The following is a 26,978-nucleotide window of genomic DNA, read 5'->3' on the forward strand; positions in this document are numbered from 1 at the left end:
TGAAAAAAGCGTCCTACAGCCGACGATAAGGCTTGGACGCTTTTTCTGTGCGCTTACGAATACCGTTTCCTTCGTCTGCTCCAAACAAACCAGCCGATTGCGACCAGAGCCCCTGCTCCTAAGATCGTGAGCTCCAGGTAATCATCCAAAAGGATTTTTGCATGCTTTCCATAAAAGTGAAACAGCGTACCGATCAGGAAAAATTTCAATCCTCGCCCAAGGATGGCAAAGAGCATCAGCTTCGTCAGCGAATAATTGAATACGCCACTCAAAATGGTAAATACCTTGAATGGGATGGGCGTGAATGCGCCGATCAAAACAGCCGCATCACCGTTTTTGGAAAACTGCTCGGTCGCGAGTGCAGTCCATTTGGGCGGCAGCAGCTTTTGCAAAAGTGGTTTCCCCAGCCATTTGCCTAGCATAAATCCGATGGGGGCACCGAGTATAGAAGCGGTAAAAGCCACAGTCGCAAATCGCATCGCAGAATCGGGATCGAATAGACTCATGGCGATTTGCATGAAAAAAGGCGGAATCGGAAGGATAAACGAGTCCAAGAATGCCATTCCGAAGAGTCCCCATATTCCGTAGTTCATAAAAAATTGCGTGATTTGTTCGAGCATGGGCGTCTCCTTACTTGAATTCCTTCCCAGCAATTATACAGGAAAGAATCTGGTTTCTGTAGGTAAGATATGTCGGTTTGTCCAAAATCAGCACTGGCTACTAGGATGGAAATATTTCGGACATACTGTTAGAGATTTTTTAGAGAAGGAGGCGTACACACCACGATGCAATCTCATCCTTATGGCGCACATGAAGTGATCGAGCTGCATGAGGTTTTAAACAGCGCGGTTGACGTGATCAATACCGCCCACCTATATGTTCCGTACATTCGCGACCCCCAGCTGGCGCAAATGGTACATCACCAGCTTCAATTTATGCAGGGCGAGTACAATGGCTTGGTATTCACCATTCAAGGTCTAGGGGCAGGCGAGCTTTTACCTTACCGCCCGATGCGGAACCATTCAGCGGCAATGGCAACGGTGGCGCAACCTCAGCACGGACACTGGACGGAGCCCCATTACGCCGCACAGATGGATGATCGCGATGTCGCTTCCGCTTTGCTCGGGATGCACAAGAACGGGGCAAAGCTCAAAATGGCAGCGGCACTGGAAGCAGGACATCCCCAGATTCGTGACCTGCTATTGCAAGGATCGGTCAATTGCGCAAAGCAAGCCTATGAAGTATGGGGGTATATGCAGCAAAGAGGCTATTACACATGGGCTGCCATGCCGGATGAGACCAATTCCGAGCTGCTCCGAGGCTATCAGCCGATACGCTCTCAGACAGAGTCAGGATTAGGCCAGGAGACGACTAGCCCGATGCCTGCCCCGCCCGCCGCTTCTCTCATGAAAGAGCCGGTAAACGGAGCCCGGGTAGCGCCGCCTGATCCCAATCAAAATCTGACGCCCGTGAATGCTGCTCCCGTGTTTTCTCCGCCTCCGTACCGGCAGGATGCGAACTCGATAATGGAAGATACGTCGCTTGCGACAGATGCGTTACAGACCCAGGGCATCGACACACCGGATACGCTGTCCCAGCAGCAAAGCGATGGGAGACAGACCCGAAGTCGCAAAAAGAACATGAACTCCGATTCCTTGCTTGGTCAATAAGTCCCGTTAAATCGTTGACGATAGGAAATAATATCCACTACTATAGAGAGAGGACAAACATCTTTGGGAGGGGACCCATGAAAACGCTTGGCTCGGGGAAAGTCATTTTTTACGCACCGGATGGTACCAATCTGCAGCTGTCAGGAGAAATCGATGTTCGTGGCGATCGTGTGTCGGTAACGGAGATCATCTACTTCAACGGCCAGCCAAACGGGGCTCGCGAGACGAATTTGCCACTCGCCCAGACAGTTATTTACTGGGAGCCGGAAGTTTACGAGCAAATCGGTTTTGAATAAAAGAAAACAGTAATCGCACGGACAGCCTTGCCGCTTTGGCAGGGTTGTTTTTTGTTGGTCCCTCCTGAAGGCAGGCAGGATCGAGTCTGAGATATGTAACTTTTGACAAGCTATGCACCTTGGGAATAGCCGGGGTAGGCCAAGTGTGATATCATGTGGAGTGGAATTTACGTAGGTAACAAGGAGTGATCCTTATGATCGACAGTATATTGGAACGGGCTCTTGCCGGAGAACGTCTGGGCCTGGAGGATGGCTTGGCCTTGTTTGCAAGCGATCAAATTGAAAAGATCGGACATTACGCGAACTTGGTCATGCAAAAGCACCATCCAGATCCTATCGCCACATTCGTAATCAGCCGTAATGTCAATTACACCAACGTTTGTGACACGTATTGCCGTTTCTGCGCATTTTATCGCCCGCCGGGATCTTCGGAAGGTTACGTTTTGCCGAAAGAGACCATCTTCCAAAAGATTCAGGAGACGGTAGATGTAGGCGGCACGGAAATCCTGATGCAGGGCGGTACCAATCCCGATTTGAAGATCGACTATTACACCGACCTTCTGCGCGACATCAAAAAGCGCTTCCCGCACATCACCATGCACTCTCTCTCGGTAGCGGAAGTATTGAAAATCGCTGAAGTTTCCAACATGTCAGTGGAGGATGTCCTTCGCGAACTGAAGGCCGCTGGTCTGGATTCGCTGCCTGGGGCAGGCGGAGAGATTTTAGACGATCGCACCCGACGCAAGATTTCCCGTCTGAAAGGCTCCTGGAAGGACTGGATCGACACGCAAAAAGCAGCACATCGGGCAGGCCTGCCGGGTACGGCGACTATGGTAATCGGCTTTGGCGAGGAAATGGAAGAGCGCGTCCTGTCGCTCCTGCGCATTCGCGAGGCACAGGATGAAACGCATGGCTTCAAGGCGTTCATCGTTTGGACGTTCCAGCCGGACAATACCAACATGAAGGCAGTCAACAACACGCCGGAAGAGTACCTGAAGACGCTGGCGATCAGCCGCTTGATGCTGGACAACGTGGAGAACTTCCAGTCTTCCTGGGTAACGATGGGCCCGCACTATGGCCAATTGTCGCTCTCCTATGGTGCAAACGATTTCGGGCAGACCATGATGGAAGAAAACGTCGTATCTGCCGCAGCATGCACGTACAAGGTAAACACCAACCAAATTCTGGAGCTGATTCGCAGAGCAGGCAAGACTCCTGCACAGCGCAACACCCAGTACGACATCCTGCGCGTTTTCAAAGACGGCGAGATGGCGGAAAAAGATTTCGTCATGCAGAACTAAATGGATGGATGAGAGGTGCGGGCCCGATCAGGTCCGTGCCTCTTTTTATGAAAAATACCTCGATTTTTGTAAGAAACCTTCCCTGCGTTTCCAACCGTTTAAAAGTATATCACTCCTGACGGGACATATACTGTAAGTACAATTGCGGTTGGGGGGATGGTTATGCAGACGTTCCGCGTATTGCTGGAGAATGTCCCTGCGCATTGTGGCACGTACCGATCCATCTTGAAAGAGATGACGGAACGGGTCAACACTGCACCGGTGCGCGTTACATACAAAGAAGAGGAGCAGGACGGCTACTACCTGTTTTTCTTTCAGAGCTGGTGCGAAGAGGAATACGATGCGCAGACGATTGATTGGGCCAGGGCCTTTGTGGCGCTGTCATTGGCAGAATGGATCATGCAGGTCAAGGAACCAGAAATCGTAGAAGAAATGGCTGAAGATCTGCTTCAGGCCGAACAGCTGGAAGAAGAGTGGGCCATCATCCTTCCCTACATCCAGCGCATGTGTCAGGAACAAGAGCAGGAGCCGGCTGGCGGCGAGCTGTTCACTGCGACCACACGCAAGGCAAACGTGTATCGAAAGGCGTTTACGTATCTCGAGCAAGACCGGACGATCAACGTGCTGGGCTTTGTCCGCTTCCGCTTGCAGGATCATTGGAATGAACTGTTCGAGCTGGTGGAATCCGGCATTGACGAATATCTGGAAGACAAGCAATATCAAGAATTCGTGGAGCTCTTGCGGTATTTTATCGCCGTTCAGGAAACCAAGCAGGAAGTGGTTCACGTTGTTCCTAGTGTGGACAAACCTTTCCATCTCTATGATAAAAAAGGAGATCGTATTTGGCTGGATCAGCTGGATGCGGTGCTCAGCATGGACGAACAAAACTGCCGGGATGAAGATTATCTGGTCAGTGCTCTAGTGACGCTGGCTCCTGAAAGCATTGTCCTCCACATGGCGACAGAGAGGGCCGGGCTGACGCAGACGATCCGCAGCATTTTCGACAGCAGGCTGAGTACCTGCCAATCGTGCCCGATCTGTCTGGCAGACAGACGTGTACTTGACGTGCACAATCCGACTAAACTATAATAGCAACAACAACTTCACATCATGGCAAATACGATGAGAAGGACATGGACGATATGCAGGTCGCTCACAGAGAGGCGGGACACGGCTGGAAGCCCGCTGCGCACCCATATGAGATCTACCCCCTTCGAGTAGCAGCCGGGAACAAAGGCCTAGCCTTTTAAGTATCGGTAGCCGGTTTTAAACCGTTATTTTTCCTTGAGGAGTCTGCTTTCGATTTATCAGCAGACTTGAACTAGGGTGGTACCGCGAGAATACACTCGTCCCTTTTTGGGATGGGTGTTTTTTTATTTACAGATAGGAATCAATTAATCCCTATCCAGTATAAGTGCAACTAGGCTCCGCAAAAAAATAGGCGAAGCCAAGTTTTACTAATCTCTCAACCAATTACAAAACAGGAAGGAAGAACCTAACGTGGCACAAATCAATGTGACTTTCCCGGATGGAGCAGTACGGCAGTACGAGGCCGGGACTACCATCGAAGACATCGCTGGTTCCATTAGCGCCAGCTTGAAGAAGAAAGCAGTAGCCGGTAAGAAAGACGGTAAAGTCGTTGACCTCTACACACCGCTGGAAGAGGATGCTGCGATTGAGATCGTGACCCTGGATTCACAGGATGGAGTGGAAGTATATCGTCACAGTACCGCCCACTTGCTGGCACAAGCGGTCAGACGCCTGTATGGCAGCGAAGTGAAATTCGGGATCGGTCCTGTAATCGAGGACGGTTTCTACTACGACATGGATATTCCGGTGTCCCTGAGCCCGGAAGACCTGGGTAAAATCGAAGCGGAAATGGAAAAAATCGTCAAGGAAGACCTGCCGATTCGCCGCAAAGTCGTGAGCCGCGCGGAAGCAACCGAGATTTTCCAAGGCCTGAATGATCATCTGAAGCTGGAGCTGATCCGCGACCTGCCGGAGGATGCGACCATCACGCTGTATGAGCAAGGCGAATTCTTTGACCTGTGCCGCGGCCCTCACTTGCCATCGACTGGCTACATCAAAGCGTTCAAGCTGATGAACGTAGCAGGTGCTTACTGGCGTGGAAAAGCGGAGAACCAGGTGCTCCAGCGCATTTACGGCACTGCATGGCCGAAAAAAGCGGAACTTGAAGAACATCTGCACTTCCTCGAGGAAGCGAAAAAGCGCGATCACCGCAAACTGGGGAAAGAACTCGAATTGTTCATGTTCTCCGAAGAAGCGCCAGGCATGCCGTTCTACCTGCCAAACGGCTTTACTGTCCGCAACGAGCTGGAGCAATTCTCCCGCCGTCTGCAGCAGCTCGCTCAATACACAGAGGTGCGCTCGCCATTCCTCATGAACGAGCGTCTCTGGCATCAATCCGGACACTGGGACCACTATCATGAGAACATGTACTTCTCCGAGGTGGACAACGCGACATACGCCCTGAAGCCGATGAACTGTCCAGGCCACATGCTTATTTACAAAAACGCGATGCATTCCTACCGTGATCTGCCGATTCGCTACTCCGAGTTTGGCCAGGTGCACCGCCATGAGTATTCCGGTGCCCTGAACGGCATGCTTCGCGTACGTACCTTCTGTCAGGATGATGCGCACGTATTTGTCCGTCCTGATCAGATCGAGAGTGAAATCAAGGCCATGATCAAACTGATCGATACCATCTACAAAGTGTTCGGTTTCGAGTACAGCGTCGCGCTCTCCACTCGTCCGGAAGACTCCATGGGCTCCGACGAGCTGTGGGAGATCGCAGAAAGCTCTCTGCGTAAGGTACTGGACGACGCCGGTTTGCCGTATGAGATCAAGGAAGGAGACGGCGCGTTCTACGGACCGAAGATCGACTTCCAGATCACAGATGCGCTGAAACGCCGCCACCAATGCGGTACGATCCAATTGGACTTCCAAATGCCTGAGAAATTTGACCTGACTTACGTGGGCCAAGACAATGAAAAACACCGTCCGGTTGTATTGCACCGTGCGATGTACGGCTCCATGGAGCGCTTCATCGGCATCCTGATCGAGCACTATGCAGGTGCATTCCCTGTATGGCTCACTCCGATCCAAGCTCGCCTGATGAACATCAGCGAAGTGCATATTCCATACGCGCAAGAAGTGAAGGATAAGCTGCAGCAAGCGGGTATCCGCGTCGAGCTGGATGCGCGCAATGAGAAAATCGGCTACAAAATCCGCGAAGCTCAGGTGCAAAAAATCCCGTACATGCTGGTCATCGGGGAGAAAGAAATGGAAGACGGAACTCTCTCCGTTCGCAGACGCGGCGTGGGAGATGAAGGCGCAATGACCGTAGATGCGTTCGTTGAAAAAATCCGCGCTGAAATCAATGAAATGAAGTAATCATGTTTCACAGATAGAAAGAAAAGGGCAGCTCCCTCCGTTTGGAAGGGGCTGCCCTTTTTCATTTGCGAGCGCTCGCCAGCCACTCAATGCCCGACGTACTTCGCATACAGGGTTCGGGCTATCGACAAGTCATCCGTCCCTTGCACCAGCACGCGTCCATCCTGAAAGAACACGATCGTGTAGTCGTCTGCATGAAAGCGGACCAAAAAGCGGTTGTGCTCGACTTCTCCGATGGGGGAGAATCGTTTGGCCAGCTTGTCGAGATCGATGCTAGCAGGATGGATGGGGCGAATCTGCACCGTGTCGCGTCCACAAAGCACCGCGAACTCCTCTGCCGCTCCTTCGCCTGCCGTTAAGGATTGAAATTCCCTCCTGACACAGGCGGGACAGTCTGGATTTCGCCCCTTGGCAATAGGCAGTTGATCGTGGTCATTTTGCCAAACATCCACCTGCTCCAGGTACGGATTGAGATGATCGAAGTCGCCGATCAGCAGTTTGATGCCCTCTGTCGCCTGATAAGAGGCGATGATGGACACCAATGGCCCGATGATGCCGACTGTGTCGCAGGTTTCTCCCCGTCCCGCAGGAGCGTGAGGGAACAGGCAGCGAAAACAAGGGGTGATGCCTGGTCGGATGACGGCAAACATCCCGCGGGAATGGACAGCTCCTCCGTATACCCACGGAATGTCATGCTGGATGGCGATATCGTTGATCAAATAACGGACCTGAAAATTATCCGTCCCATCGAGAATGAGGTCTGAATCAGCCAAGAGCGTCTGGGCGTTTCCTGCGTGCAGGTCTGCGATGATTCCTTCGACTTTCACGCTGGAATTAACCGCTTGAAGCTTGGCAGCAGCAGCCACTGCCTTTGGAATATGGCCCTGCGCATCCGCTTCATCATAGAGCATCTGTCTCTGCAAGTTGCTTGCCTCCACGAAATCGCGGTCAATCATCCTCACGTGGCCGACTCCCGCACGAACGAGATGGTTGGCCAGCACCGTTCCCAATGCTCCCATTCCTACGATCGCCACCTTTTTTTGCGCCAGCATGGACTGCCCGGCGGGACCGATCGGACCAAACAGCATTTGTCTGGAGTAACGGGTGGAGTCCATATTTTTCCTCCTTTACGCATTCAGCAAATCATTCGCCCGAACACAAAGTCCTGCAGCTCCTCGCTGACAGGCCGCTGAAAAAAGCGATCCGTATCCGCTTGCTCCGCAATCCTGCCCTTATGCAGAAAGAGGCAGGCGTCTGCCAGTCTTTTGGCTTGGGGGAGGTTGTGCGTGATCATGAGGGTGGTGGTGCGCCTGTCTCGATGGAACATCTGGATGACGCGCTCAAAAATGGTGATGTTGTACGGATCGAGGCTTGCGGTAGGCTCATCGAGCAGCAGCAGTTCCGGCTCGCAGACAAGCGCTCTTGCCAATGCGATCCGCTGCGCTTCCCCGCCCGATAAAGTCTGAGCTTGCTGTGAATGCAGGTGGGAGAGCTCTACCTGCTCCAAAGCTGCTTCGACCCGCATGCTGATCTGGTTCCGGTCGAGCTTCCGATAGCGCAGCCCCAGTGCGACGTTGTCAAAGACGGTCGCCTGAAACATGGAAGGCTTTTGTGCCACGAAGGCCATCTGCCGCTGGATGGGAACGCTCTGGCGGTAGGAGAGAGTGGACAAGTCCACCGTGCTGCCAAACAGATCCATCCTGCCTCGGACCGGCTTCTCGAGCAGATTGATGACACGGAGCAAGGTGCTTTTTCCAGCGCCGCTCGGACCCACAATGCCGTAAATCCGCCCGCGTTCAAAGACTGCTTGCTCGACCTGCAGCACTGTCCTTCCCCCGAAGGTGACCTCGAGATCGTGCAGCTCCAATCGATTCATCTGCTCACCTCTGTCCCGTTTTCATTTGATTCATCATTCCTACCATGAGAAAGCTGTTGAACAAAAAGCTGATGGCCAGCAGGACGAGACCCAATTGCAAGCCGGCAGAGAAATTTCCCGTGCGTGTCTCCAGGATGATGGCGGTCGTCATGACGCGGGTATGATGCTCGATATTTCCCCCGACCAGCATGACAGCACCGACCTCGGAGATGGCTCTGCCAAATGCGGCTGCCACTCCCGACCAAATGCCGCCGCGCGCCTCCCGGATGATGGTAAGCATCAGCTGCAGGGGACTTGCTCCCAGACTTTTTGCAGTCTCCCAGTAGGCTCGCTCCTTCCCATGCACGGCGGCCATCGTGAGGCCGGTCATGATCGGTGTCACGAGGACGACCTGTGCGATGATCATGGCTTCGGCGCTGAACAGAAGGTCCAGTGAGCCGAGGGGGCCGTATCGCGAGAGGAGCATGTATACGAGGACGCCTACCAGGACGGGAGGCAGCCCCATGCAGGTATAGATCAGGGCGACAATCAGGCGCTTGCCAGGAAAGGTGTAGAGGCCGAGGAGAGCGCCGATGGGAATACCGGCGAGCATACCGATCAGAACGGAAGTACTCGTGACCTTCAGGGAGAGCAAGATAACCTCCCATACATCCTGGGTAAGCATCATGGTTCCATTCACCTAGCGCTTTTTGGCATCGGGAACGAACAAGCCTTTCCCGTACTCTTTTTGTCCAAATTCTCCGATCAGCTTCTGCCCTTCCTCACCGGTGAAAAACTCGATCAGCTTCATGCCTTCTTCCTTTTTGGCTGACGATTTGACCTGGATGATTCCGTACGGGTTGAGCAGTGATTTGTCTCCTTGCATCATGACCGCCAGATTCAGCTTGCGGGAGAGGAAGGTGGCTTCGTCAGTCAAGGTATACGCTTTTTTCTCGTCGCTCATCTGCAGGGTCTCGCCCATTCCTTGCCCGGAAGAGAGGTACCAGCTGTCCGCTGGCTTGATCTTGGCTTCCGCCCAGATGCTCTTTTCTTTTTTGTCCGTACCGGAATCATCGCCGCGGGAGATAAAGGCAGCCTTCGCTTCAGAGATTTTGCCGAAGGCTTCTTTGGCCGTCTTGGCCTGCTTGACGCCGGCAGGGTCTTCTGGCGGTCCTACGATGTAAAACTGGTTGTACATCACGTCGTACGCGTTGATGCCAAAGCCTTTGGACACGAATTCGTCCTCTGACTTGCGGGCGTGGACCAGCAGGACGTCGGCATTGCCGTCTTCCCCGAGCTTGATGGCTTGTCCGGTTCCGACCGCCACTACCTTTACTTTGATCCCGGACTGCTTTTCAAAAATAGGCAGCAAGTAATCGAGCAAGCCGGAATCTTGCGTGCTCGTTGTGGTGGCGAGGGTGATTTCCTTCGGCGCTGTTTTCTCCGGAGCAGGAGCAGGAGCAGGCGCAGCGGCAGAGGACTGCTGGGGAGCCTGCGAGGAACAGGCGGAGAGCAGCAAAATCAAGGACAACAGAAAAAAAGACGTGACAAAACGAAAATGCTTCTTCATCATTTCCACTCCTTATCGAATTGTGCAATCGTCAATACATTCTGTCTATTTCTTTGCCGGTTTGCGAGACGTTGTAGCCGCCTTGGGCCACGATCGCTTGTTTAAAGACCGGATCACGCAGCACGGAGAGGAGCTCGATAAAACGATCCTGCCGGGCGAGGCGAGTAGGGATCACAAGGTCGTAGCGCTCTTCCTGTATCGGGAAAAAATCCAGGCCGAGTCCGCGAGCGACACTTTCGATCCCGAGCGCTGCGTCCGCGTTCCCTTGCAGGACAGCGGCCGCGGTCGCGTAATGAGTGGTCAGCTCTACATCGTAGCCGGGGAGCGCTTCAGGAGCGATCCCTTTCTGCTGCATGGTGAAGTCCAGGAGCACACGTGTGCCGGAGCCGCGTTGCCGATTTACGATCCGATGGCTCCCGCAAAGAAATTCATCCCAGCTGGTGATCATCCGCGGATTTCCCTTGGGAACGACAAAGCCTTGCCAGCGATTGACCAAATTGACTACTGTTACCCCTTCGTTTGGCAAAAGGCAGCGGATGTACGGCAGATTGTATTCGCCGGTTGTCCGATCCAAGAGGTGCGTCCCAGCCATCTCGACGCGGCCTTTATACAGCTCGATGAGCCCATCCAGACTGCCGCTGAAGGCTGGCAAAAGGGTAATGCCACGCTCCGCCAGCTTGCGAGCGAGCAGATCGATCGTCAAATCATGACTGCCGGCAAACAAAATTTCATAGGCTTGTTCTTGCTGGCGGCGAGGAGTTACGGCTGCGAATGGGTGACGATCCTCGCGGGATTTATTCATTTGCATGAAGGCGTCAAGGTCTGAACGCAAGATTCGCAGGGTCCTTCCGATTTTGGAAGCAGGCAGTTCTTTGCGCTTGATCATTTCATATACGGTATATCGGGTAAGCTTTAGCTCCGCTGCAACCTCGTCCGGGGTTAAGTAATCGCTTTCCAAAATGTCACCCCCTTTTTCAGTTTGGTTGAATTGGTTCTAGTTAGTTGCAGTTGGTTTTACATGATTTGGTCTATAAATAACATACTTTACCAAGGGACAGCTAGGCAAGAAAATAATCGAAAAATTAGTAATATTGCTGGATTTTCGTGATGAGAAGGAAGGAATACCCATATAATAGTCGAAAGAGTACGTATATTTTGCGTGTTCACTATGGATGAAGAAATGAGGAGGGGAAGAGCAATGAACTTGGGGGGATTCAAAAACCGCGAAATGCTGGTTGATCTCTCGGCGGGCGTTGTGGACTATCGACCAATCAATGAGGAGCTGGCACGGACCTACATCGGCGGCCGTGGATTGGGAGTGAAGTACGTATACGATAACGGCGCACAGGTGGAGCCGTTCTCGGAGGACAACATCCTCTGCCTGATGACCGGTCCGGTGACGGGCTCTCGTTCGTCCATGAGCGGGCGCCTCTGCATGGTGACGAAATCGCCTTTGACAGGCACCGTAACCGACTCGCACATGGGCGGCTGGTCCGCAGCGCGGCTGAAATGGTCCGGCATTGACAATGTCATCTTCAAGGGGGCGAGCGACAAGCCCGTGTATCTCTACATCGAGAACGGCCAGGGCGAATTGCGCGATGCCAGCGAACTGTGGGGGCAAGGCACCCGGGCAACGGTAAAGGCGATGCAGGACCGCTACGGCAAAGAAGACCTGAGTGTGATCTGCATCGGACAAGCGGGAGAAAATCTGGTTCGCTACGCAGGATTTATGAATGAGCACGACCGTGCGGCAGGTCGCGGCGGTACGGGAGCAGTAGCTGGCTCCAAAAAACTCAAGGCGATCGTCATCAAGGCAGCGCAAAAAGGAAACATGCCGCAGCCGGCGCAGGATGAGGAGTACAAAAAGGCCAACCAAAAGGCGCTCAAGGCCATCATGGAAGGCGGGCTTACCGCTCCGAAAAAAGGCGGCCTCTCCGTCTATGGAACGAACGTATTGACGAGCATCATTAATGAAGTCGGCGCACTTCCTACCATGAACTCCAAGTTCACACACTGGGATGGTGCTGAGGGACACAGCGGGGAAACGGTCAACGCTACACTGCTGGTAGCCGACAATACCTGCCACGCATGCCCGGTCGCTTGCAAAAAAGAAGTGGAAGTCAAAGAGGGCAAGTACAAGACGCGCGTAGAGAGCTTTGAGTACGAGTCCGGCTGGGCGCTCGGGGCCAACTGCGGCGTGAGCGATGCCGCTCCGATTTCGTACCTGATCAATATGTGCAACGAACACGGGATGGACACCATTGAGCTAGGCAATACCTTGTCCTGTATGATGGAAGCGTACGAGAGAGGCTTGACCGAGGAAAAAGTCGACTGGGGCGACGCTGACCGCATGATCGAGCTGACCGAGATGATGGTCTTCCGCAAAGGAGTGGGGGACATTCTCGCAGAGGGAACCGCCCGTGCGGCAAAAGCCTTTGGTGACGAAAACCTGGCTATGTGCGTCAAAGGGCAGGCGATCCCGGCGTACGATCCGCGCGGCATCCAAGGAATTGGACTCGGATATGCGACCAGCAACCGCGGCGCGTGCCACCTGCGCGGTTATACAGTCGCCAGCGAAATCGCCGGAATCCCGATGCCGACCGACCGTCTGGTTCCAGAGGGCAAAGGGGAGCTTTTGAAAGTGTTCCAGGATCTTTTGGCTTTCTCTGACTCCATGAATATTTGCAAGTTCTCATCCTTCTCCGAGAATGCCGAGCACTACGCCGAGCAGTATTCCACGATGACAGGCGTTGAGGTGACGGCGGATGACGTGATGAAGATTGGGGAGCGCATTTACAATCTGGAGCGCCATTACAACAACCTGGCGGGCTTTGACAAGCGTGAGGACGACCATTTGCCAAAACGCTTTACAGATGAGCCGGCAAGTGGAAACAGCGCGGGTCATGTGAGCCGGATGGATGTCATGCTGGACGAATACTATCAGGTCCGCGGCTGGGTCGATGGTGTCGTGCCGCAAGAAAAGCTCAAGGAACTGAAAATTGTGTAACGACCGCATCGCTTGGCAAGGAAAAAAGGTGGAAACTTGCTTTCCACCTTTTTTTACTCTACGATCCTCATTCTATCCGCCCACTCGCATGACTTTGATGCGAAAGCGTTTCATGAGCTGAGCGAAGCACTCTTCATTCGCGGCCGAAAAGTGGATAAAGACGGCGCTGACATGAAAACGGGAGGTAATCGTCACCGTCTCCTCGCGAAGCACCTCGGCATTCCATTCTTCGCCCTCCACCAAGATAGGCAGAGACTCAGTCAGGGCCGCACCGCCGCACTCGATCAGGTAAGACACGAGATGGGACACGGGGATTCCGCGCACCTCTATCGTTTGCTCGACCATATCAGCCTCCTGCCACCGGCGGGAACAGCGCAAACTGGTCTTCCTCCGTCACGCGGGTCTGAAGTCCGTCTGCATGAATGACATTGCGCCCATTGATAAATACATGGACAAACGGTTTGAATGTTCGCTCCGGTGTAAAGATTTCTTCGTCCAAAGCAGGATACATCCGAATCAAGGCTTCGAGAATATCAATGACCCGATCGCCGCTGTCCATGGGGACTTCCACCGCTTTTGCCTGGCAGATTTCTCGAAAGTTGGCAAAGACCTTTACCATCATTTTGAATATTCCCCTTTTTCTCTTTATTATACTATCTTGACGTTAAAAAAATCTAAGGTTGATAGTATAAGTGCAACATAGCGAGACTTCGAGCACAGTGAGAAAGCGAGACTTGTGCCCCTTGGGTACTATGGCTTGTTAAGCCAAGTTTTCTAATACTTGATAGATTGACCAAACTAAACGATCTAGACTATTGGAGGCAATCATGAAATTCTTCAATGTGAAAACAGTGACGGAGACGTTGGAAGTGATTGCAGGTGAATTTCAACCGAACCGACCTCCTATCGAGGTGCCATTGATAGATGCTCTGGAGATGGTACTGGCAGAAGATGTCCGGTCGGGTGAGCAGGTCCCTCATTTTGCCCGTTCAACGGTTGACGGATTTGCGGTCCTGGCCCGTGATACGTATGGAGCTTCTGATTCATTGCCGGCCTTCCTCGATGTGACGGGGAGAATCGAGATGGGCAAGGAAGCAGCGGTGAGACTCATGGAAGGACAAGCTCAATCGATCCCGACTGGCGGGATGCTGCCGAGCGGCGCCGACAGTGTCGTCATGATCGAGCATGTAGAGGAAGTCGGCGACATGCTCAATGTGTACAGACAGGTAGCGCCTGGTGAAAACATCATTCGCGCTGGAGATGACGTAAAAGCAGGTGAGCTCGTCATGTCGGCCGGCCAGCGGCTTCGCCCGCAAGATCTGGGTGTCCTGTCTGCGATCGGCAAGACGAAGGTACGGGTATACCCCCGTCCTGTCGTGGCGATCCTGTCGACGGGAGACGAAATCGTTCCCGCAGATAAAAAGGATCTAGCCCCGGGAGAAATTCGCGATATTAACAGCATAACGATTGCTGCGGCAGCAAGGCAGTGCGGCGCAGTGGTCATAGAGGGCGGGATCGTGTCCGACGATTACGCTTCCTTTGCGCTGCGAGCAAAGGAGCTGTTCGAAGAGTCCGACCTGCTCCTCCTGTCGGGCGGCAGCTCGGTAGGGACACGTGACTATACCGAGCAGGTGATGCAGTCATTGGGGGAGCCGGGAGTCCTTGTTCACGGCGTTTCCATCAAGCCAGGCAAGCCGACGATCCTCGCCAAAGCTGGCAGGAAGCCTGTCATGGGGCTTCCGGGTCACCCCGCTTCTGCCTTGATTATTTTCCATCTGTTTGTCGCCCCCCTGCTGCAAAGGCTGCAAGGACAAAAGCCCGCAGCATACCATCAGCGCATTCCTGCACGCATTTCTCGCAATATTGCGTCTGCAGTGGGACGCTCGGACTACATCCGTGTTAAGCTGGAGGAGAGAGAAGACGGAATGTGGGCTGTACCTGTCTTCGGAAAATCCGGATTGATCTCGACGTTGGTCAAAAGTGACGGCATGGTCGAGATATCTGCAAATAAAGAAGGCATTTTGGAAGGCGAACTCGTGCATGTTCATCTATTTCAATAAGCACCAGATACAAAGAAAGACGATAGCTACCGCAGGAGGAGTACGATGCGCAAAATCTACTTAGAAGATACGCCGCTTACGGAAGCGCAGCAGCAGATCGCGAACCGGATTCGCTTCAAGCCGCTGGTGGAGGTGATCCCCACGCGAGAAGCATTGGGACGAGTCACTGCCCAGCCCATTTACGCCAAGGTGTCCATGCCGAATTTCCATGCTTCCGCCATGGACGGGATAGCGGTAAAGGCGGAAAAAACGTACGGAGCGGATGAGCAGCACCCGGTACGGCTGAAGCTTGCGATCGACTATGTCGAAGTCGATACGGGAGACCCCATTCCAGACGGCTTCGACGCGGTCATCATGATCGAGCATGTCCATCAGATGGATGAAGAGACGGTCGAAATATTGGAGGCTGTAGCTCCTTGGCAGCATATTCGACCGATCGGCGAGGATGTCGTGATCGGCGAAGTGATCGTCCCGGATCGGCACAAGCTGCGTCCGGTTGACCTGGGTGCGATTTTGGCCGGCGGCAATGTGACGATTCCGGTTTTGCGCAAGCCCCGAGTCGCGATCATTCCGACGGGGACCGAACTGATCGAGCCCTCCGACAGTGTGGCCGAGGGAGAGATCATCGAGTTTAATGGAACCGTCTTTGCTGCCTACTTGCAGGAGTGGGGAGCCGTGCCAGTCTATCACGGAATCGTGAAAGACGAATACGAGCTGATCAAATGTGCAGTAAAATCCGCCGTCCAGGACGCAGATATGGTACTCTTAAATGCAGGATCATCTGCTGGACGTGAAGATTTCACGGTTCATGTGGTAGGCGAGCTGGGAGAAGTCTTGACGCATGGCGTTGCCACTCGCCCAGGAAAACCGGTCGTAGTGGGAGTCGTCGATGAAAAGCCAGTGATCGGATTGCCTGGCTATCCCGTATCGGCCTATTTGAATTTGGAATGGTTTGCTCGCTCGCTCATCTTTCAATATTACGGCATGCTGGAGCCCCAGCGGCAGCGGATATCCGCGACGGTCGGGCGGCGCATCGTATCGGTGATGGGGGCAGAGGACTTTATCCGGGTCACCATCGGTTGCATGGATGGACAATTTATTGCCAACCCTTTGACTAGATCCGCAGGAGTCACGATGTCCATGGTGCGGGCTGACGGGATGCTGCGCATTCCGCCAGGGAACCTCGGCTATGAGCAAGGTGAAGTGGTGGAAGTAGAGCTGTATCGTCCGTTGGAGCAAATTCAAAACACGATAGTCTCCACGGGCAGCCACGATCTTTCCATGGACGTGCTCCATTCCCTCATACGCAAGAGGAATCCGGCGCGTTTTCTTGTCTCCTCTCATGTCGGAAGCATGGGCGGTATTTTGGCCATCCAAAAAGGGGAAGCGCATATCGCGGGTGTCCATTTGTTTGATGAGGAAACAGGCACGTATAATCAGTCGTATATCGAAAAGTATTTGCACGACAAAGAGGTCGTATTGATCCAGCTTGTGTACCGACAGCAGGGCTGGTTTGTCAAAAAAGGAAATCCACTTGGAATCTCGTCTGTACACGATCTGACGAAGCCGGGCATTACGTATATCAACCGCCAACGCGGTGCAGGGACGAGGCTTTTATTCGACTATCTGCTGGCCCAGGAAGCTGTGAACAGGGCGGATATCTACGGCTATTCCCGGGAGGCTGTCTCTCATCTGAGCGTGGCAGCGGCTGTCGCGGGAGGAACAGCTGACGCCGGCCTCGGCATCTACTCTGCGGCGGCAGCGATGGACCTTGACTTTATCCCTGTTTCGGAAGAACGGTATGACCTGGTCATGACCAAAGCGTTTTACGAGAGCAGCCAAGGGCAGGAGCTTTTGTCCTGTATCCGTTCGGAGGAGTTCGCTTCAGAAATGGAAGCCTTGGGCGGATACAGCTGCCGTGATTCAGGAAAGATCGTCTATTCAACAGGATTGTCAGAAATATGTGAAGAGTAATTAGGAACGGCGGATGGCAGGCCCGCCTCAGGAAAAGGAGAGTGATCAGCAGTGATAGAGCAAGTACGTGATACATTAAATCGCCCTCTCCGAGATCTGCGTATTTCCGTGACAGACAAATGCAATTTTCGTTGCCAATACTGCATGCCCGCCGAAATATTCGGACCGGACTTTGAATTCCTCCCGCAGCACAAGCTATTGTCATTTGAGGAAATTACGCGATTGACGGCGATCTTTACGTCACTGGGTGTAGGGAAGATCAGGATTACGGGCGGAGAGCCGTTGATGCGGAAGGACTTGCCTTCATTAATTCGCATGATCAGACAGGTGGAGGGCGTCCATGATATCGCCATGACAACCAATGGCTCACTCCTCGCCCGTCATGCAAAAGCGTTGAAGGAGGCAGGGCTGGACCGCGTGACGGTCAGCTTGGACAGTCTGGACGACGAGCGCTTTGGGAAGATGAACGGCAGAGGCTACCATGTGTCTGACGTGCTGAAAGGGATCGAGGCTGCAGCAGAGGCGGGACTGTCGATCAAGATGAACATGGTGGTGCAGCGCGGGGTCAACGATCAGGATATTCTGCCGATGGCGCGGTATTTTCGTGAGCAGAAGCACACCCTGCGTTTCATCGAATTCATGGATGTGGGAAACAGTAATGGATGGAAGCTGGATCAGGTCGTACCTTCCAGTGAGATCGTGAAGATGATCCACGAGGAAATGCCTCTCGAGCCGATCGATCCCAATTACTACGGAGAGGTTGCCTCTCGTTACCGCTATGTAGGATCGGAAGAGGAAATCGGTTTGATCTCCTCCGTCACGCAGGCGTTTTGTTCGACCTGCACACGTGCGCGTCTATCAGCAGAGGGCAAGCTCTACAACTGTCTGTTCGCATCGATCGGGAGTGATCTGCGCGCTCCTCTGCGAGACGGACAGAGCGATGAGGAAATCCGCGAGCTGATTCGGGAGATCTGGGAAAAGCGCGATGAACGCTACTCGGAAATCAGACTGAACGATACACCTGGCCTCGTAAAGCGCTCCAAGGTGGAAATGTCCCATATTGGCGGATGACAGGAAACACAAGCAGCCCTTGACAAAGGGAAAAACGCCCTGTAATATAAGGAGCGTGTATAAACACGAAACACTTCATACTTCGAGAACAAGCAGAGGCGCCCAGCTTCTCACCTGGGTCGACGTCACCTATGACTGTTGACAGGTAACTCTTACGCAAAGATCCTTGGATCTGATGAATTTGCTAGGTGAGATATGTGCGGGCGCATAATGCGTTCGCACATTTTTGTTCCTTCTCGAAATTGACGGGGGTGGCAAGTATTAGCAAGGATCAAATGTTAATTAACGAAGCGATCCGTGCCCGTGAAGTCCGATTGATCGGTGCTGACGGGAGCCAATTGGGAGTCGTACCCTTTAGGGAAGCTTTGCGCATCGCCCAGGAAGCCGAATTGGATCTGGTGAATGTTGCTCCTACAGCCAAGCCGCCTGTATGCCGTATCATGGACTACGGAAAGTTCAAGTACGAGCAGGCGAAAAAGGAAAAAGAAGCGCGTAAAAACCAGAAGATTATCGAGCTGAAGGAAGTGCGTTTCTCTTCCAACATCGAGGAACACGATTTCCAAACCAAGCTTCGCAACGTCCGTAAGTTCTTGGAGGATCATCACAAGGTGAAGTGTACGATCCGTTTCCGTGGACGTGAAATCACCCACTCCGAAATCGGACTTGCCGTTATGGAACGTGTTGCAGCCCAGTGTGAAGATCTCGCTTCGCCTGAGCGTAAGCCGAAGATCGAAGGCCGCAGCATGATCATGATTCTGGCTCCGAAAGCGGAAAAGTAAGATAGTAGTTTAGACAGGAGGATTTTTCAGATGCCTAAAATGAAAACCAACAAGGCTGCTGCGAAACGTTTCAAAAAAACCGGAAGCGGCCAATTGAAGCGCGACCGCGCGTTTGGTAGCCACTTGTTCGCAAACAAATCCACGAAAGCGAAACGCCACCTGCGTAAAGCTGCACTGGTATCCAAAGGCGATCAAAAACGTATGGAGCAAATGCTCACTTACCTGTAAGAATTTCTTTATTACACACCATCACGCAGCATGAGCTCCCTAAGCGCCTCATAGCAGGCCGCCATGCTGGAAAGACCAGGAGGAGTTTAGTATGCCAAGAGTAAAAGGTGGCATTGTTTCACGCCGTCGTCATAAGAAAATCCTGAAACTGGCGAAAGGTTACTTCGGTTCCAAACATCGCCTGTTTAAATCCGCTAATGCGCAGGTAATGAAATCCCTGCTGTATGCATACCGTGACCGTCGTCAAAAGAAACGTGATTTCCGCAAACTGTGGATCACTCGTATCAACGCGCAAGCTCGCCTGAACGGCCTGTCCTACAGCCGTCTCATGCATGGCCTGAAAGTAGCTGGCATCGAAGTAAACCGCAAAATGCTGGCTGACCTGGCTGTTAACGACAAAGCAGCTTTCAACGAGCTGGCTACTGTTGCAAAAGGCAAACTGAACGCGTAAGTATAGAAATCAAGTCGATCTTCCCAGCGGGGAATGATCGGCTTTTTCTTTTATGCGCCCCCCGAAAAATGGTGAGGCCTCCCCCGTTTCAGTGGTATATCGCTGGTCCATCCCAGCACGCTATAATTAATGAGAAAATTCTGTTAACTTTTGGACAGGAGGCGATTGTAACGCAATGAGCCGGCCAAAATGGATGTTTTTCGTAAGGGAGTTGGATGCGTATCCTACGGGCAGAAGGCGGATCTTTCTCTTGTTTGTGGTAATCTTGGCGAATTTCGTGGCAAACTACGAGTCGCAGATGGCTCCCGTGCTTTCCTTGATTTTGAAAGATATCGGGATCTCCAATCCAGATTATGGCTTGATCGTCTCATTGTCAGTCGTGGCGGCGGCTTTTGGAGCGCTCTTGGGAGGGCCCTTGTCTGATCGCTACGGGCGTACGCTGATCCTGGTTCCCGGTTTGTTACTGACCGTTCTTTGCGTATTTGGAATGATCTTTGTTGATTCCTTTGAGTCGCTCTTATTCATGCGCGTCCTACTCAATTTTATTGAAGGTGGATTTATCGGGGCTACTGCAGGGCTGGTCCGCGACTTTTCCCCGCGGATGGGGAGAGCTCTGTCGTTTGGCTTTTGGAGCTACGGGACGTCCGGCTCCAATTTCTTTGCGGCCTTCATCGCAGGATACACGCTGCCGTACTTTGGAACGTGGCAATCCCAGTTTTACATCGCCGGCTTTTTGAGCTTGATTGTCGCCATATTTGTCATGTTTACCATTCACGATCTGTCACCGAGGCTCCGGGAAAAAGTGATTCAGAGCAGCGCAGCAGCGGTAGAAGTGAATCAAGCGGCTGCACGGCCAGCTGCCCGGAAGCAGGAATCGACGTCAGCTGGAAGCGGAGCCAGTGAAGCGAACAGCATGACACCCATGCAGACGCTGCGACTGGCCATGAAGCAAAAGCATATTTGGGCTTTGGCGATCGGCTGTACCTTCTTTTTGATGCTGTATTTGACCCTCGCTTCCTATGGGCCGCTGATACTGGTTCAAGCGTTTGGTTACACGCCGGCGAGGGCTGCCTTTGTCTCCCAATTCTTCTGGCTGTTCAGTCTCGTCACATTGATTGTAAGCGGTTACATTTCGGATAAGCTGCAGCTTCGGAAAGTGATCTCGCTCATTGGGGTCCTTGGCATGATTGCCGTGATGAGCATCTGGATCATGACGATTCACAACCCGGTTTCCGAAGCGACGATGATCCTCCTGATTTCCCTCATGGGTGGCTTCCTCGGGTTTGCCTATAGCCCGTGGATGGCGCTCTACTCGGAAAATCTGGAAGACCTGCACGGGGGGATACAAGCTTCGGGCTGGGCAGTGTGGAGTTTTGTGCTTCGCATCTACGCAATCATTTCCGCAATTCCGCTCAATCTGATCGCGGTGCGGTACGGATGGGATATGTGGCTGTGGATTACCATGATCGGCGCGATCGTGTACATCCCGCTGCTTTGCTTGGGCAAAGGACCTTGGTTCAAGCGTCCGATGCCCAGTAGCAGCGTGCCGACAGCGATGGACACCTGAGAGACAAAAAACAGCGGAATGGCTGCACAAAAGCCGATCGTCCTCGCGGGGAAGGATCGGTTTTTTGCGTTCGGTGAGCCAAGACATTCCATACCATTCGTGTCCGAAATAGGTAAAGAAAATGCTACCGATCCGTCATTTGTGTGCAGAGACGGAACAATATGCAGAAAATTATAATAATGGAAAGCGGCAGCCGGCACTTCTTCTGGAGCGAAAGACCAAGCAGGCACCCATGACGGAAGCGGTTGTCTATTCGACCGATACATGAAATCCAAAAAGGACCATGGAGAGGTGTAAGGATGCGACGTTCAAAACGATTCGAGATTTTGGAGCAAAGGCCTGTCAATCAGGACGGTTTTGTCAAGGAATGGCCGGAAATGGGATTTGTCGCGATGTCCAGTCCGAACGATCCGAAGCCGTCCCTCCGAGTAGAGAAGGGAAAAGTCGTAGAGCTGGACGGCAAAAATAGAGAGCATTTCGACATGCTGGACCAGTTCATTGCGGACTACACCATCGATGCGAAAGCGGCTGAACGGGTGATGCAGAAGAGCAGCCTGGAGATCGCCAGAAAGCTGGTGGACATCAACGTTCCCCGCTCGGAGGTGCTGGCCTTGTCAAAGGGAATGACTCCGGCCAAAGTCGTGGAAGTGCTGAATCAAATGAACATCGTCGAGATGATGATGGCGCTGCAAAAAATGCGTGCGAGGAAGACCCCGTCCAACCAATGCCATGTGACGAATGTCCGCGACAATCCCGTCCTCATGGCTGCCGATGCGGCCGAGGCGGCACTTCGCGGATTCGACGAGCAGGAGACGACGGTGGGGGTCGTGCGCTACGCTCCCTTTAATGCGCTGGCTTTGCTGGTGGGCTCCCAGACAGCGCGAGGGGGTGTGCTGACGCAGGACGCGCTGGAGGAGGCGACTGAGCTGCGCCTAGCGATGCTGGGACTGACCTCTTATGCAGAGACGATTTCCATTTACGGGACGGAATCGGTTTTTGTGGATGGTGACGATACGCCTTGGTCGAAGATGTTCTTAGCCTCCTCGTACGCTTCGCGCGGAGCGAAAATGCGCTTTACCTCGGGAACGGGCTCGGAGGTGCAGATGGCCGGTGCGGAAGGCAAATCCATGCTGTACTTGGAGATTCGCTGCGTCATGATGGCGAAAGGGGCGGGCGTGCAGGGGCTGCAGAACGGCTCCATCAGCTGTATCGGGGTACCGGCATCTGTGCCGAGTGGAATTCGGGCTGTGCTCGCAGAAAATTTGGCGACAACACTCTTTGATATGGAGGTGGCCTCAGGAAATGACCAGACCTTTTCCCATTCCGAGATCAGGCGCAGTGCGAAAATGCTCTGCCAGATGCTGCCCGGAACGGATTTCATTTTTTCCGGATTCAGTGCGATGCCGAACAGCGACGACATGTTTGCAGGCTCGAACATGGACTCCACCGATTATGACGACTACTTGGTCATTCAACGCGACATGATGGTAGACGGGGGCTTGCGTCCGGTGGATGAAGCCAGTGTGATCGCGATTCGTTACGAGGCTGCCAAAACACTCCAGGCAGTCTTTGAGGAATTCGGCTTCCCTGCCATCACGGAAGAAGAGCTCGAAGCGGCGACCTTCGCCAATGGCAGCGAGGATATGCCGCTGCGCAACGTCGTCGAGGATCTGAAAGCGGCGGAGCGCATTCTGAAGGAAGGCATCACAGGATACGATGTGGCTTTGGCTCTGGCCAAAAGAGGCTACACTCAGACCGCGGAGCGGATTTTCAACATGCTGAAGCAGCGGGTCGCGGGGGACTATCTGCATACTTCGGCCATCATCAACAAGGACAACGTGGTGATCAGCGCGGTGAATGATGAAAACGATTACACCGGACCGGGAACAGGCTATCGTCTCAGTGAAGAGAGATGGGAAGAGATCAAGAATATTCACCAGGCCATCAGTCCGCAAGATTTTTAGAAAGAGAGGGAGAGGACATGAAGACACCAGCGTTTTCGATCGAAATGAAGCTGACAGAGCGGGGAATGGCAGGCAAGGGAACAGATCCGCGCGAAGTCATCGTAGCGGTCGGGCCCGCTTTCGGCAAAGAGCTGAACAAGACCATCGTCAAGGTGGACCACAGCGCTGTGCTGCGGGAAGTGCTTTCCGGGATTGAAGAGCAGGGAGCGGTTCCGCGGCTGATTCGCAGCCTTCGTACAGCTGACCTGGCTTTCATGGCCCACGAAGCGGCGCGGCTCTCCGGATCGGGCATCGGGATCGGGCTGCAGTCCCGAGGGACGACGGTCATTCACCAGCGCGACCTAGACCCGCTAAGCAATCTGGAGCTGTTTCCCCAATCTCCCGTCATCACCCTGGAAACCTATCGGGCCATCGGACGCAACGCCGCGATGTACGCGCTGGGGGAGAGCCCCAATCCGGTTCCTGTCATGAATGATCAAATGGCCCGCCCGAAGTACCAGGCGATCGCAGCCATCCTTTATCTGAAAGAGTGCCAGTCACTTGTCTCCGATGCCAGGCCGGTTGAGTTGATTGCGGAATTTTCCATCGAGGAATAGGAGGATCACCGATGCCAAAATTGACGAGAGAACATTATCCCCTTGGTCTGAACAGCCCGGAGTTGCTGTACACGCCGACCGGAAAAGCGTACAGCGAATTGACGCTGGAGGCGGCGCTGCGGGGGGAGGTGACCAGTGCCGACCTGCGAATCAGTCCTGACACTCTGCTCATGCACGCCCAGATCAGCGAAAGCTTGGGGCGGGTCCAGCTGGCGAGCAACTTTCGTCGGGCGGCTGAGCTTATCGCCATATCCGACACTCGCATCCTGGAGATTTACAACGCGCTGCGCCCCAACCGGTCAACAAAAGAGGAATTGTTGGCAATTGCCAGCGAGCTGGAGGAATCCTATGGAGCGGTAGAAAATGCCCGCTTGGTTCGGGAAGCCGCCGAGGTGTATGAGAGACGAGGCAAATTGCGGGGAAACGAGGATTGACCGATGGGGAAGCGAATCGTCGCCGGCGTGGATATAGGCAATTCTTCGACGGAGGTAGCTATCGCGATAATCGAAGGGGGACAAATGCAATTCCTAGCTCAGCACCTGGTGAAGACGACGGGCGTCAAAGGAACGGTGGAAAACGTCAGAGGCATCCGATTTGCCTTGCAGGAAGCAGCGGGAAAAGCGGGACTTACGGTCAGCCAGATTGATCTGATTCGCCTCAATGACGCTGTGCCGGTCATTGGCGACCTGGCGATGGATCTGATCAGCGAAACGATCATTACGGAATCCTCGATGATCGGACACAATCCGGATTCGCCGGGCGGAGCCGGTTTGGGAGTAGGCACGACAATAGGGATTGAACAGCTGCTGGATATGGATACGGCGCGGACAGACGATGCGTACATCGTGGTAATCGGCAAGGGGTTTGATTTTGAATGGGCAGCTGGCCGAATCAATCTGGCCATGAGCCGGGGAGCATCCGTCACCGGCGCCATCGTGCAAAAAGACGACGGAGTGCTCATTCACAATCGATTGCAGCACAAGATACCGATCGTGGATGAAGTATCCTTGATCGAAAAAGTCCCGTTAAACAAAAAGGCAGCCGTCGAGGTAGCGCTGCCCGGCCACGTCATCCGCACGCTAAGCAATCCGTATGGGCTGTCCACCGTCTTTTCGCTCACGCCAGACGAGACGATACAGATCGCTCCGGTAGCCAAGGCGCTGGTGGGGAACCGCTCGGCTGTCGTCATTCGCACCGCGCAGGGGGAAGTGGTGGAGCGCAAGATCGAAGCAGGACGGATGATATTGATCGGGACGCAAAACCGGCTGGAGGTATCGGTCAATGATGGGGCAGATGCTATCATGGATGCGTACGAACGGCTGGGAAGCGTGACCGATGTACAGGGAGAGACAGGCACGAATGTCGGCGGGATGTTAAGTGGTCTGCGACAGGATTTGGCTGAGCTGACGGGACAAACACCTGGCGAAATTTCCATCTCCGACTTTCTGGCTGTCGATGCGGTCATTCCATCCTCAATCAGCGGCTCCATGGCTGGCGAACTGGCGATGGAAAGCGGTGTCGCTCTCGCCTCGATGGTGAAAACGGACAAGAGTTCCATTCATCGGGTCGCAAGGTCGCTGGAGCAGGAGCTGGGCATCGCGATCGAGGTGGGCGGAGTGGAAGCGGAGATGGCGATCCGCGGGGCACTGACTACCCCCGGGACGAGAAAACCGATCGTCATACTGGACATGGGCGGGGGATCGACCGATGCGGCAATGATGGACGCGTCGGGCAACATTACCTCTACACATCTTGCGGGTGCAGGCGACATGGTGACGATGCTGATCAATTCCGAGCTGGCGCTGGGAGATAAAGAGCTGGCGGAGAAGATCAAGAAAAATCCCTTGGGCAAAGTGCTCAGTCTGTTTCACATGCAGCTCGAGGACGGCACCATGCTGTTTTCCGAAGCCCCGTTCCCACCGCATACGTTCGGGAGAGTCGTGATTCGCGGGGAAGACGGGCTCACGCCGCTGCCCACGCGCGTTTCCATGGAAAAAATCCGTGAGATTCGCCGCAGCGCCAAACGGAGAGTGTTTGTCACCAACGTACTGCGGGCATTGAAGCGAATCGTCCCGACGAGGAACGTCAAACATTTGTCTTTCGTCGTGATGGTGGGAGGATCGGCGCTCGATTTTGAAATCCCGCAAATGGTGACGGAGGAATTGGGGAAGTACGGGATTGTGGCGGGCTTTGCCAATATTCGCGGAACCGAGGGCCCTCGCAATGCCGTTGCTACCGGCCTGGTTCTTTCTTCGATCAAAAATGGAGGAGCTACATGAGCAGCAAAGAGATTTTTATTCCCATCATTCATGACGCTGGCGCTCAGTATGAGGTGATTCGAGAAATTAGCGCGGGACTGGAAGAAGAGGGGGTCCCGTACCGTGTGCTGCAGAGGACCACGAGAAACCTTGGAGACCTGCCTTCACCGCTGCAGGTTGTCATCGGCGTACACGACAATGGGACTGTGTCCGTGTCTCATGAAAAAGTGAAAGGCACTCCCTATCTAGAGTACAGCTGGAAGCACGCGCGCAGATTGGGGAAAAACGCGGCACGCCTGGTTAAAGGATTACCCTTGCATTTACCGGAGAGAGGATGAGTGAAATGAGTCAAATCACACTGCAGGCGGCAAAAACACTGATGGAAAGTGCTGAAAATGAGGCGAAGCGGATGGGGGTCCCTATGGTCATCTGCATTGTGGATGAGGGTGGGAACTTCGTCGCGTGCCACCGCATGGACAATGCCCTCCTGGCGAGCGTGGATATCGCGCAGAACAAAGCCTGGACAGCAGTCGCCCTGAAAATGCCGACCGCTTTACTGGCAGAGCTGGCTACTCCCGGGAGCGAGCTGTACGGCATCCATGCGACCAACAATGGGAGGATCGTGATATTTGGCGGTGGTATACCGCTTAGGATGCAAAACAAAATCGTAGGTGCCGTGGGAGTGAGCGGCGGATCGGTGGAGCAGGATATCCAGGTCGCTCAGGCAGCGGTTCAGGCGTTTGTTAATTCTGAATCAACCGTATGACCAGACAGCGCATCGGTGGGTAGGGAAGGCGAGGCTGACATTCATTTCGAGATCAAGGTTGTTGTCGGTACATCTGCAGGGTCCGGGAGCGTGGGCGGCGTGCAGTTCCCGGATTCTGGGTATGAAGGAGATCAGGGGCATCGTCGCGAAA

Annotated in this window: 27 protein-coding genes and 1 other annotated feature; of the genes, 19 read left to right on the forward strand and 8 right to left on the reverse strand. The window is 53.6% G+C overall.

Annotated elements, in window-relative coordinates:
• Window positions 1-53: 53 nt before the first annotated feature.
• The gene (locus JNE38_RS08750; protein ID WP_203356198.1) at window positions 54-620 is read right to left on the reverse strand and encodes a YqaA family protein; all 567 of its coding nucleotides are present in this window, start codon (window positions 618-620) and stop codon (window positions 54-56) included.
• A gap of 165 nt (window positions 621-785) precedes the next feature.
• Between JNE38_RS08750 and JNE38_RS08755 the strand changes: the two genes are divergently transcribed.
• The 5 genes from JNE38_RS08755 to thrS all read left to right on the forward strand — a co-directional run bounded on the left by JNE38_RS08755 (window position 786) and on the right by thrS (window position 6,681).
• Window positions 786-1,670, forward strand: coding sequence for a spore coat protein (locus JNE38_RS08755; protein WP_203356199.1), 885 nt, complete (start codon window positions 786-788; stop codon window positions 1,668-1,670).
• A gap of 77 nt (window positions 1,671-1,747) precedes the next feature.
• Window positions 1,748-1,966 (forward strand): hypothetical protein, encoded by a 219-nt coding sequence (locus JNE38_RS08760; protein WP_203356200.1) that lies wholly within the window; start codon window positions 1,748-1,750, stop codon window positions 1,964-1,966.
• Between the two features lie 194 nt (window positions 1,967-2,160).
• Window positions 2,161-3,267 (forward strand): cyclic dehypoxanthinyl futalosine synthase, encoded by a 1,107-nt coding sequence (mqnC, locus tag JNE38_RS08765; RefSeq protein ID WP_203356201.1) that lies wholly within the window; start codon window positions 2,161-2,163, stop codon window positions 3,265-3,267.
• 162 nt (window positions 3,268-3,429) lie between these two features.
• Window positions 3,430-4,356, forward strand: coding sequence for a putative sporulation protein YtxC (ytxC, locus tag JNE38_RS08770; protein WP_203356202.1), 927 nt, complete (start codon window positions 3,430-3,432; stop codon window positions 4,354-4,356).
• A gap of 24 nt (window positions 4,357-4,380) precedes the next feature.
• Window positions 4,381-4,624: a binding site (T-box leader), on the forward strand.
• A 143-nt stretch (window positions 4,625-4,767) separates the two neighbouring features.
• Window positions 4,768-6,681 (forward strand): threonine--tRNA ligase, encoded by a 1,914-nt coding sequence (gene thrS / locus JNE38_RS08775; RefSeq protein WP_203356203.1) that lies wholly within the window; start codon window positions 4,768-4,770, stop codon window positions 6,679-6,681.
• A gap of 86 nt (window positions 6,682-6,767) precedes the next feature.
• On the opposite strand, the gene JNE38_RS08780 is transcribed toward thrS, so the two are convergent.
• From JNE38_RS08780 to JNE38_RS08800, 5 genes are read right to left on the reverse strand one after another with little or no spacing between them, the layout of a single operon-like run.
• A complete protein-coding gene (locus JNE38_RS08780) occupies window positions 6,768-7,796 on the reverse strand; it encodes a ThiF family adenylyltransferase (protein WP_203356204.1) in 1,029 nt (342 codons plus the stop codon).
• Window positions 7,797-7,816: 20 nt separating this feature from the next.
• A complete protein-coding gene (locus tag JNE38_RS08785; protein WP_203356205.1) occupies window positions 7,817-8,557 on the reverse strand; it encodes an ATP-binding cassette domain-containing protein in 741 nt (246 codons plus the stop codon).
• Window positions 8,558-8,561: 4 nt separating this feature from the next.
• Window positions 8,562-9,224 (reverse strand): ABC transporter permease, encoded by a 663-nt coding sequence (locus JNE38_RS08790; protein WP_203356206.1) that lies wholly within the window; start codon window positions 9,222-9,224, stop codon window positions 8,562-8,564.
• 12 nt (window positions 9,225-9,236) lie between these two features.
• Window positions 9,237-10,109 (reverse strand): ABC transporter substrate-binding protein, encoded by an 873-nt coding sequence (locus JNE38_RS08795; protein WP_238933597.1) that lies wholly within the window; start codon window positions 10,107-10,109, stop codon window positions 9,237-9,239.
• 28 nt (window positions 10,110-10,137) lie between these two features.
• Window positions 10,138-11,064 (reverse strand): substrate-binding domain-containing protein, encoded by a 927-nt coding sequence (locus JNE38_RS08800; RefSeq protein ID WP_203356207.1) that lies wholly within the window; start codon window positions 11,062-11,064, stop codon window positions 10,138-10,140.
• A gap of 240 nt (window positions 11,065-11,304) precedes the next feature.
• Between JNE38_RS08800 and JNE38_RS08805 the strand changes: the two genes are divergently transcribed.
• Window positions 11,305-13,113 (forward strand): aldehyde ferredoxin oxidoreductase family protein, encoded by a 1,809-nt coding sequence (locus tag JNE38_RS08805; protein WP_203356208.1) that lies wholly within the window; start codon window positions 11,305-11,307, stop codon window positions 13,111-13,113.
• 72 nt (window positions 13,114-13,185) lie between these two features.
• Here the strand turns inward: JNE38_RS08805 and JNE38_RS08810 are convergent, their stop codons facing one another.
• Window positions 13,186-13,458: a MoaD-like domain-containing protein gene (locus JNE38_RS08810; protein ID WP_203356209.1), complete on the reverse strand. Its 273-nt coding sequence runs from the start codon at window positions 13,456-13,458 to the stop codon at window positions 13,186-13,188.
• A 1-nt stretch (window position 13,459) separates the two neighbouring features.
• Window positions 13,460-13,735 carry a ubiquitin-like small modifier protein 1 gene (locus JNE38_RS08815; RefSeq protein ID WP_203356210.1) on the reverse strand — a complete coding sequence of 92 codons (276 nt, stop codon included), beginning with the start codon at window positions 13,733-13,735 and terminating at the stop codon, window positions 13,460-13,462.
• Window positions 13,736-13,940: 205 nt separating this feature from the next.
• On the opposite strand from JNE38_RS08815, the gene JNE38_RS08820 reads away from it, so the two are divergent.
• The 13 genes from JNE38_RS08820 to JNE38_RS08880 all read left to right on the forward strand — a co-directional run bounded on the left by JNE38_RS08820 (window position 13,941) and on the right by JNE38_RS08880 (window position 26,827).
• Complete coding sequence (locus JNE38_RS08820) at window positions 13,941-15,173, forward strand: molybdopterin molybdotransferase MoeA (RefSeq protein WP_203356211.1); 1,233 nt, start codon at window positions 13,941-13,943, stop codon at window positions 15,171-15,173.
• 45 nt (window positions 15,174-15,218) lie between these two features.
• On the forward strand, window positions 15,219-17,147 hold the full coding sequence (locus JNE38_RS08825; protein WP_203356212.1) for a molybdopterin biosynthesis protein: 1,929 nt from the start codon (window positions 15,219-15,221) through the stop codon (window positions 17,145-17,147).
• A gap of 51 nt (window positions 17,148-17,198) precedes the next feature.
• Window positions 17,199-18,218 (forward strand): GTP 3',8-cyclase MoaA, encoded by a 1,020-nt coding sequence (gene moaA, locus JNE38_RS08830; RefSeq protein WP_203356213.1) that lies wholly within the window; start codon window positions 17,199-17,201, stop codon window positions 18,216-18,218.
• Window positions 18,219-18,493: 275 nt separating this feature from the next.
• Window positions 18,494-18,997 carry a translation initiation factor IF-3 gene (gene infC, locus JNE38_RS08835; RefSeq protein WP_183192932.1) on the forward strand — a complete coding sequence of 168 codons (504 nt, stop codon included), beginning with the start codon at window positions 18,494-18,496 and terminating at the stop codon, window positions 18,995-18,997.
• A 30-nt stretch (window positions 18,998-19,027) separates the two neighbouring features.
• Window positions 19,028-19,225, forward strand: coding sequence for a 50S ribosomal protein L35 (gene rpmI, locus JNE38_RS08840; protein ID WP_092276061.1), 198 nt, complete (start codon window positions 19,028-19,030; stop codon window positions 19,223-19,225).
• Window positions 19,226-19,316: 91 nt separating this feature from the next.
• Entirely contained in the window at window positions 19,317-19,676 is a 360-nt protein-coding gene (gene rplT, locus JNE38_RS08845) for a 50S ribosomal protein L20 (protein ID WP_092276058.1), read from the forward strand.
• A gap of 175 nt (window positions 19,677-19,851) precedes the next feature.
• On the forward strand, window positions 19,852-21,243 hold the full coding sequence (locus tag JNE38_RS08850) for an MFS transporter (protein WP_203356214.1): 1,392 nt from the start codon (window positions 19,852-19,854) through the stop codon (window positions 21,241-21,243).
• Window positions 21,244-21,542: 299 nt separating this feature from the next.
• Window positions 21,543-23,207 carry a propanediol/glycerol family dehydratase large subunit gene (locus JNE38_RS08855; RefSeq protein ID WP_203356215.1) on the forward strand — a complete coding sequence of 555 codons (1,665 nt, stop codon included), beginning with the start codon at window positions 21,543-21,545 and terminating at the stop codon, window positions 23,205-23,207.
• 17 nt (window positions 23,208-23,224) lie between these two features.
• Complete coding sequence (locus JNE38_RS08860; RefSeq protein WP_275296691.1) at window positions 23,225-23,803, forward strand: propanediol/glycerol family dehydratase medium subunit; 579 nt, start codon at window positions 23,225-23,227, stop codon at window positions 23,801-23,803.
• 11 nt (window positions 23,804-23,814) lie between these two features.
• Window positions 23,815-24,237, forward strand: coding sequence for a diol dehydratase small subunit (locus JNE38_RS08865; protein ID WP_203356217.1), 423 nt, complete (start codon window positions 23,815-23,817; stop codon window positions 24,235-24,237).
• 3 nt (window positions 24,238-24,240) lie between these two features.
• Entirely contained in the window at window positions 24,241-26,082 is a 1,842-nt protein-coding gene (locus tag JNE38_RS08870; RefSeq protein WP_203356218.1) for a diol dehydratase reactivase subunit alpha, read from the forward strand.
• Window positions 26,079-26,399, forward strand: a complete 321-nt coding sequence (locus tag JNE38_RS08875; protein ID WP_203356219.1) for a glycerol dehydratase reactivase beta/small subunit family protein — start codon at window positions 26,079-26,081, stop codon at window positions 26,397-26,399. Before JNE38_RS08870 ends, JNE38_RS08875 begins: the two co-directional genes overlap by 4 nt.
• 5 nt (window positions 26,400-26,404) lie before the next feature.
• Window positions 26,405-26,827, forward strand: coding sequence for a GlcG/HbpS family heme-binding protein (locus JNE38_RS08880; RefSeq protein ID WP_203356220.1), 423 nt, complete (start codon window positions 26,405-26,407; stop codon window positions 26,825-26,827).
• Window positions 26,828-26,978: the final 151 nt, after the last annotated feature.

Origin of the sequence: Brevibacillus choshinensis (assembly GCF_016811915.1) — a bacterium.
Lineage (GTDB): Bacteria > Bacillota > Bacilli > Brevibacillales > Brevibacillaceae > Brevibacillus > Brevibacillus choshinensis_A.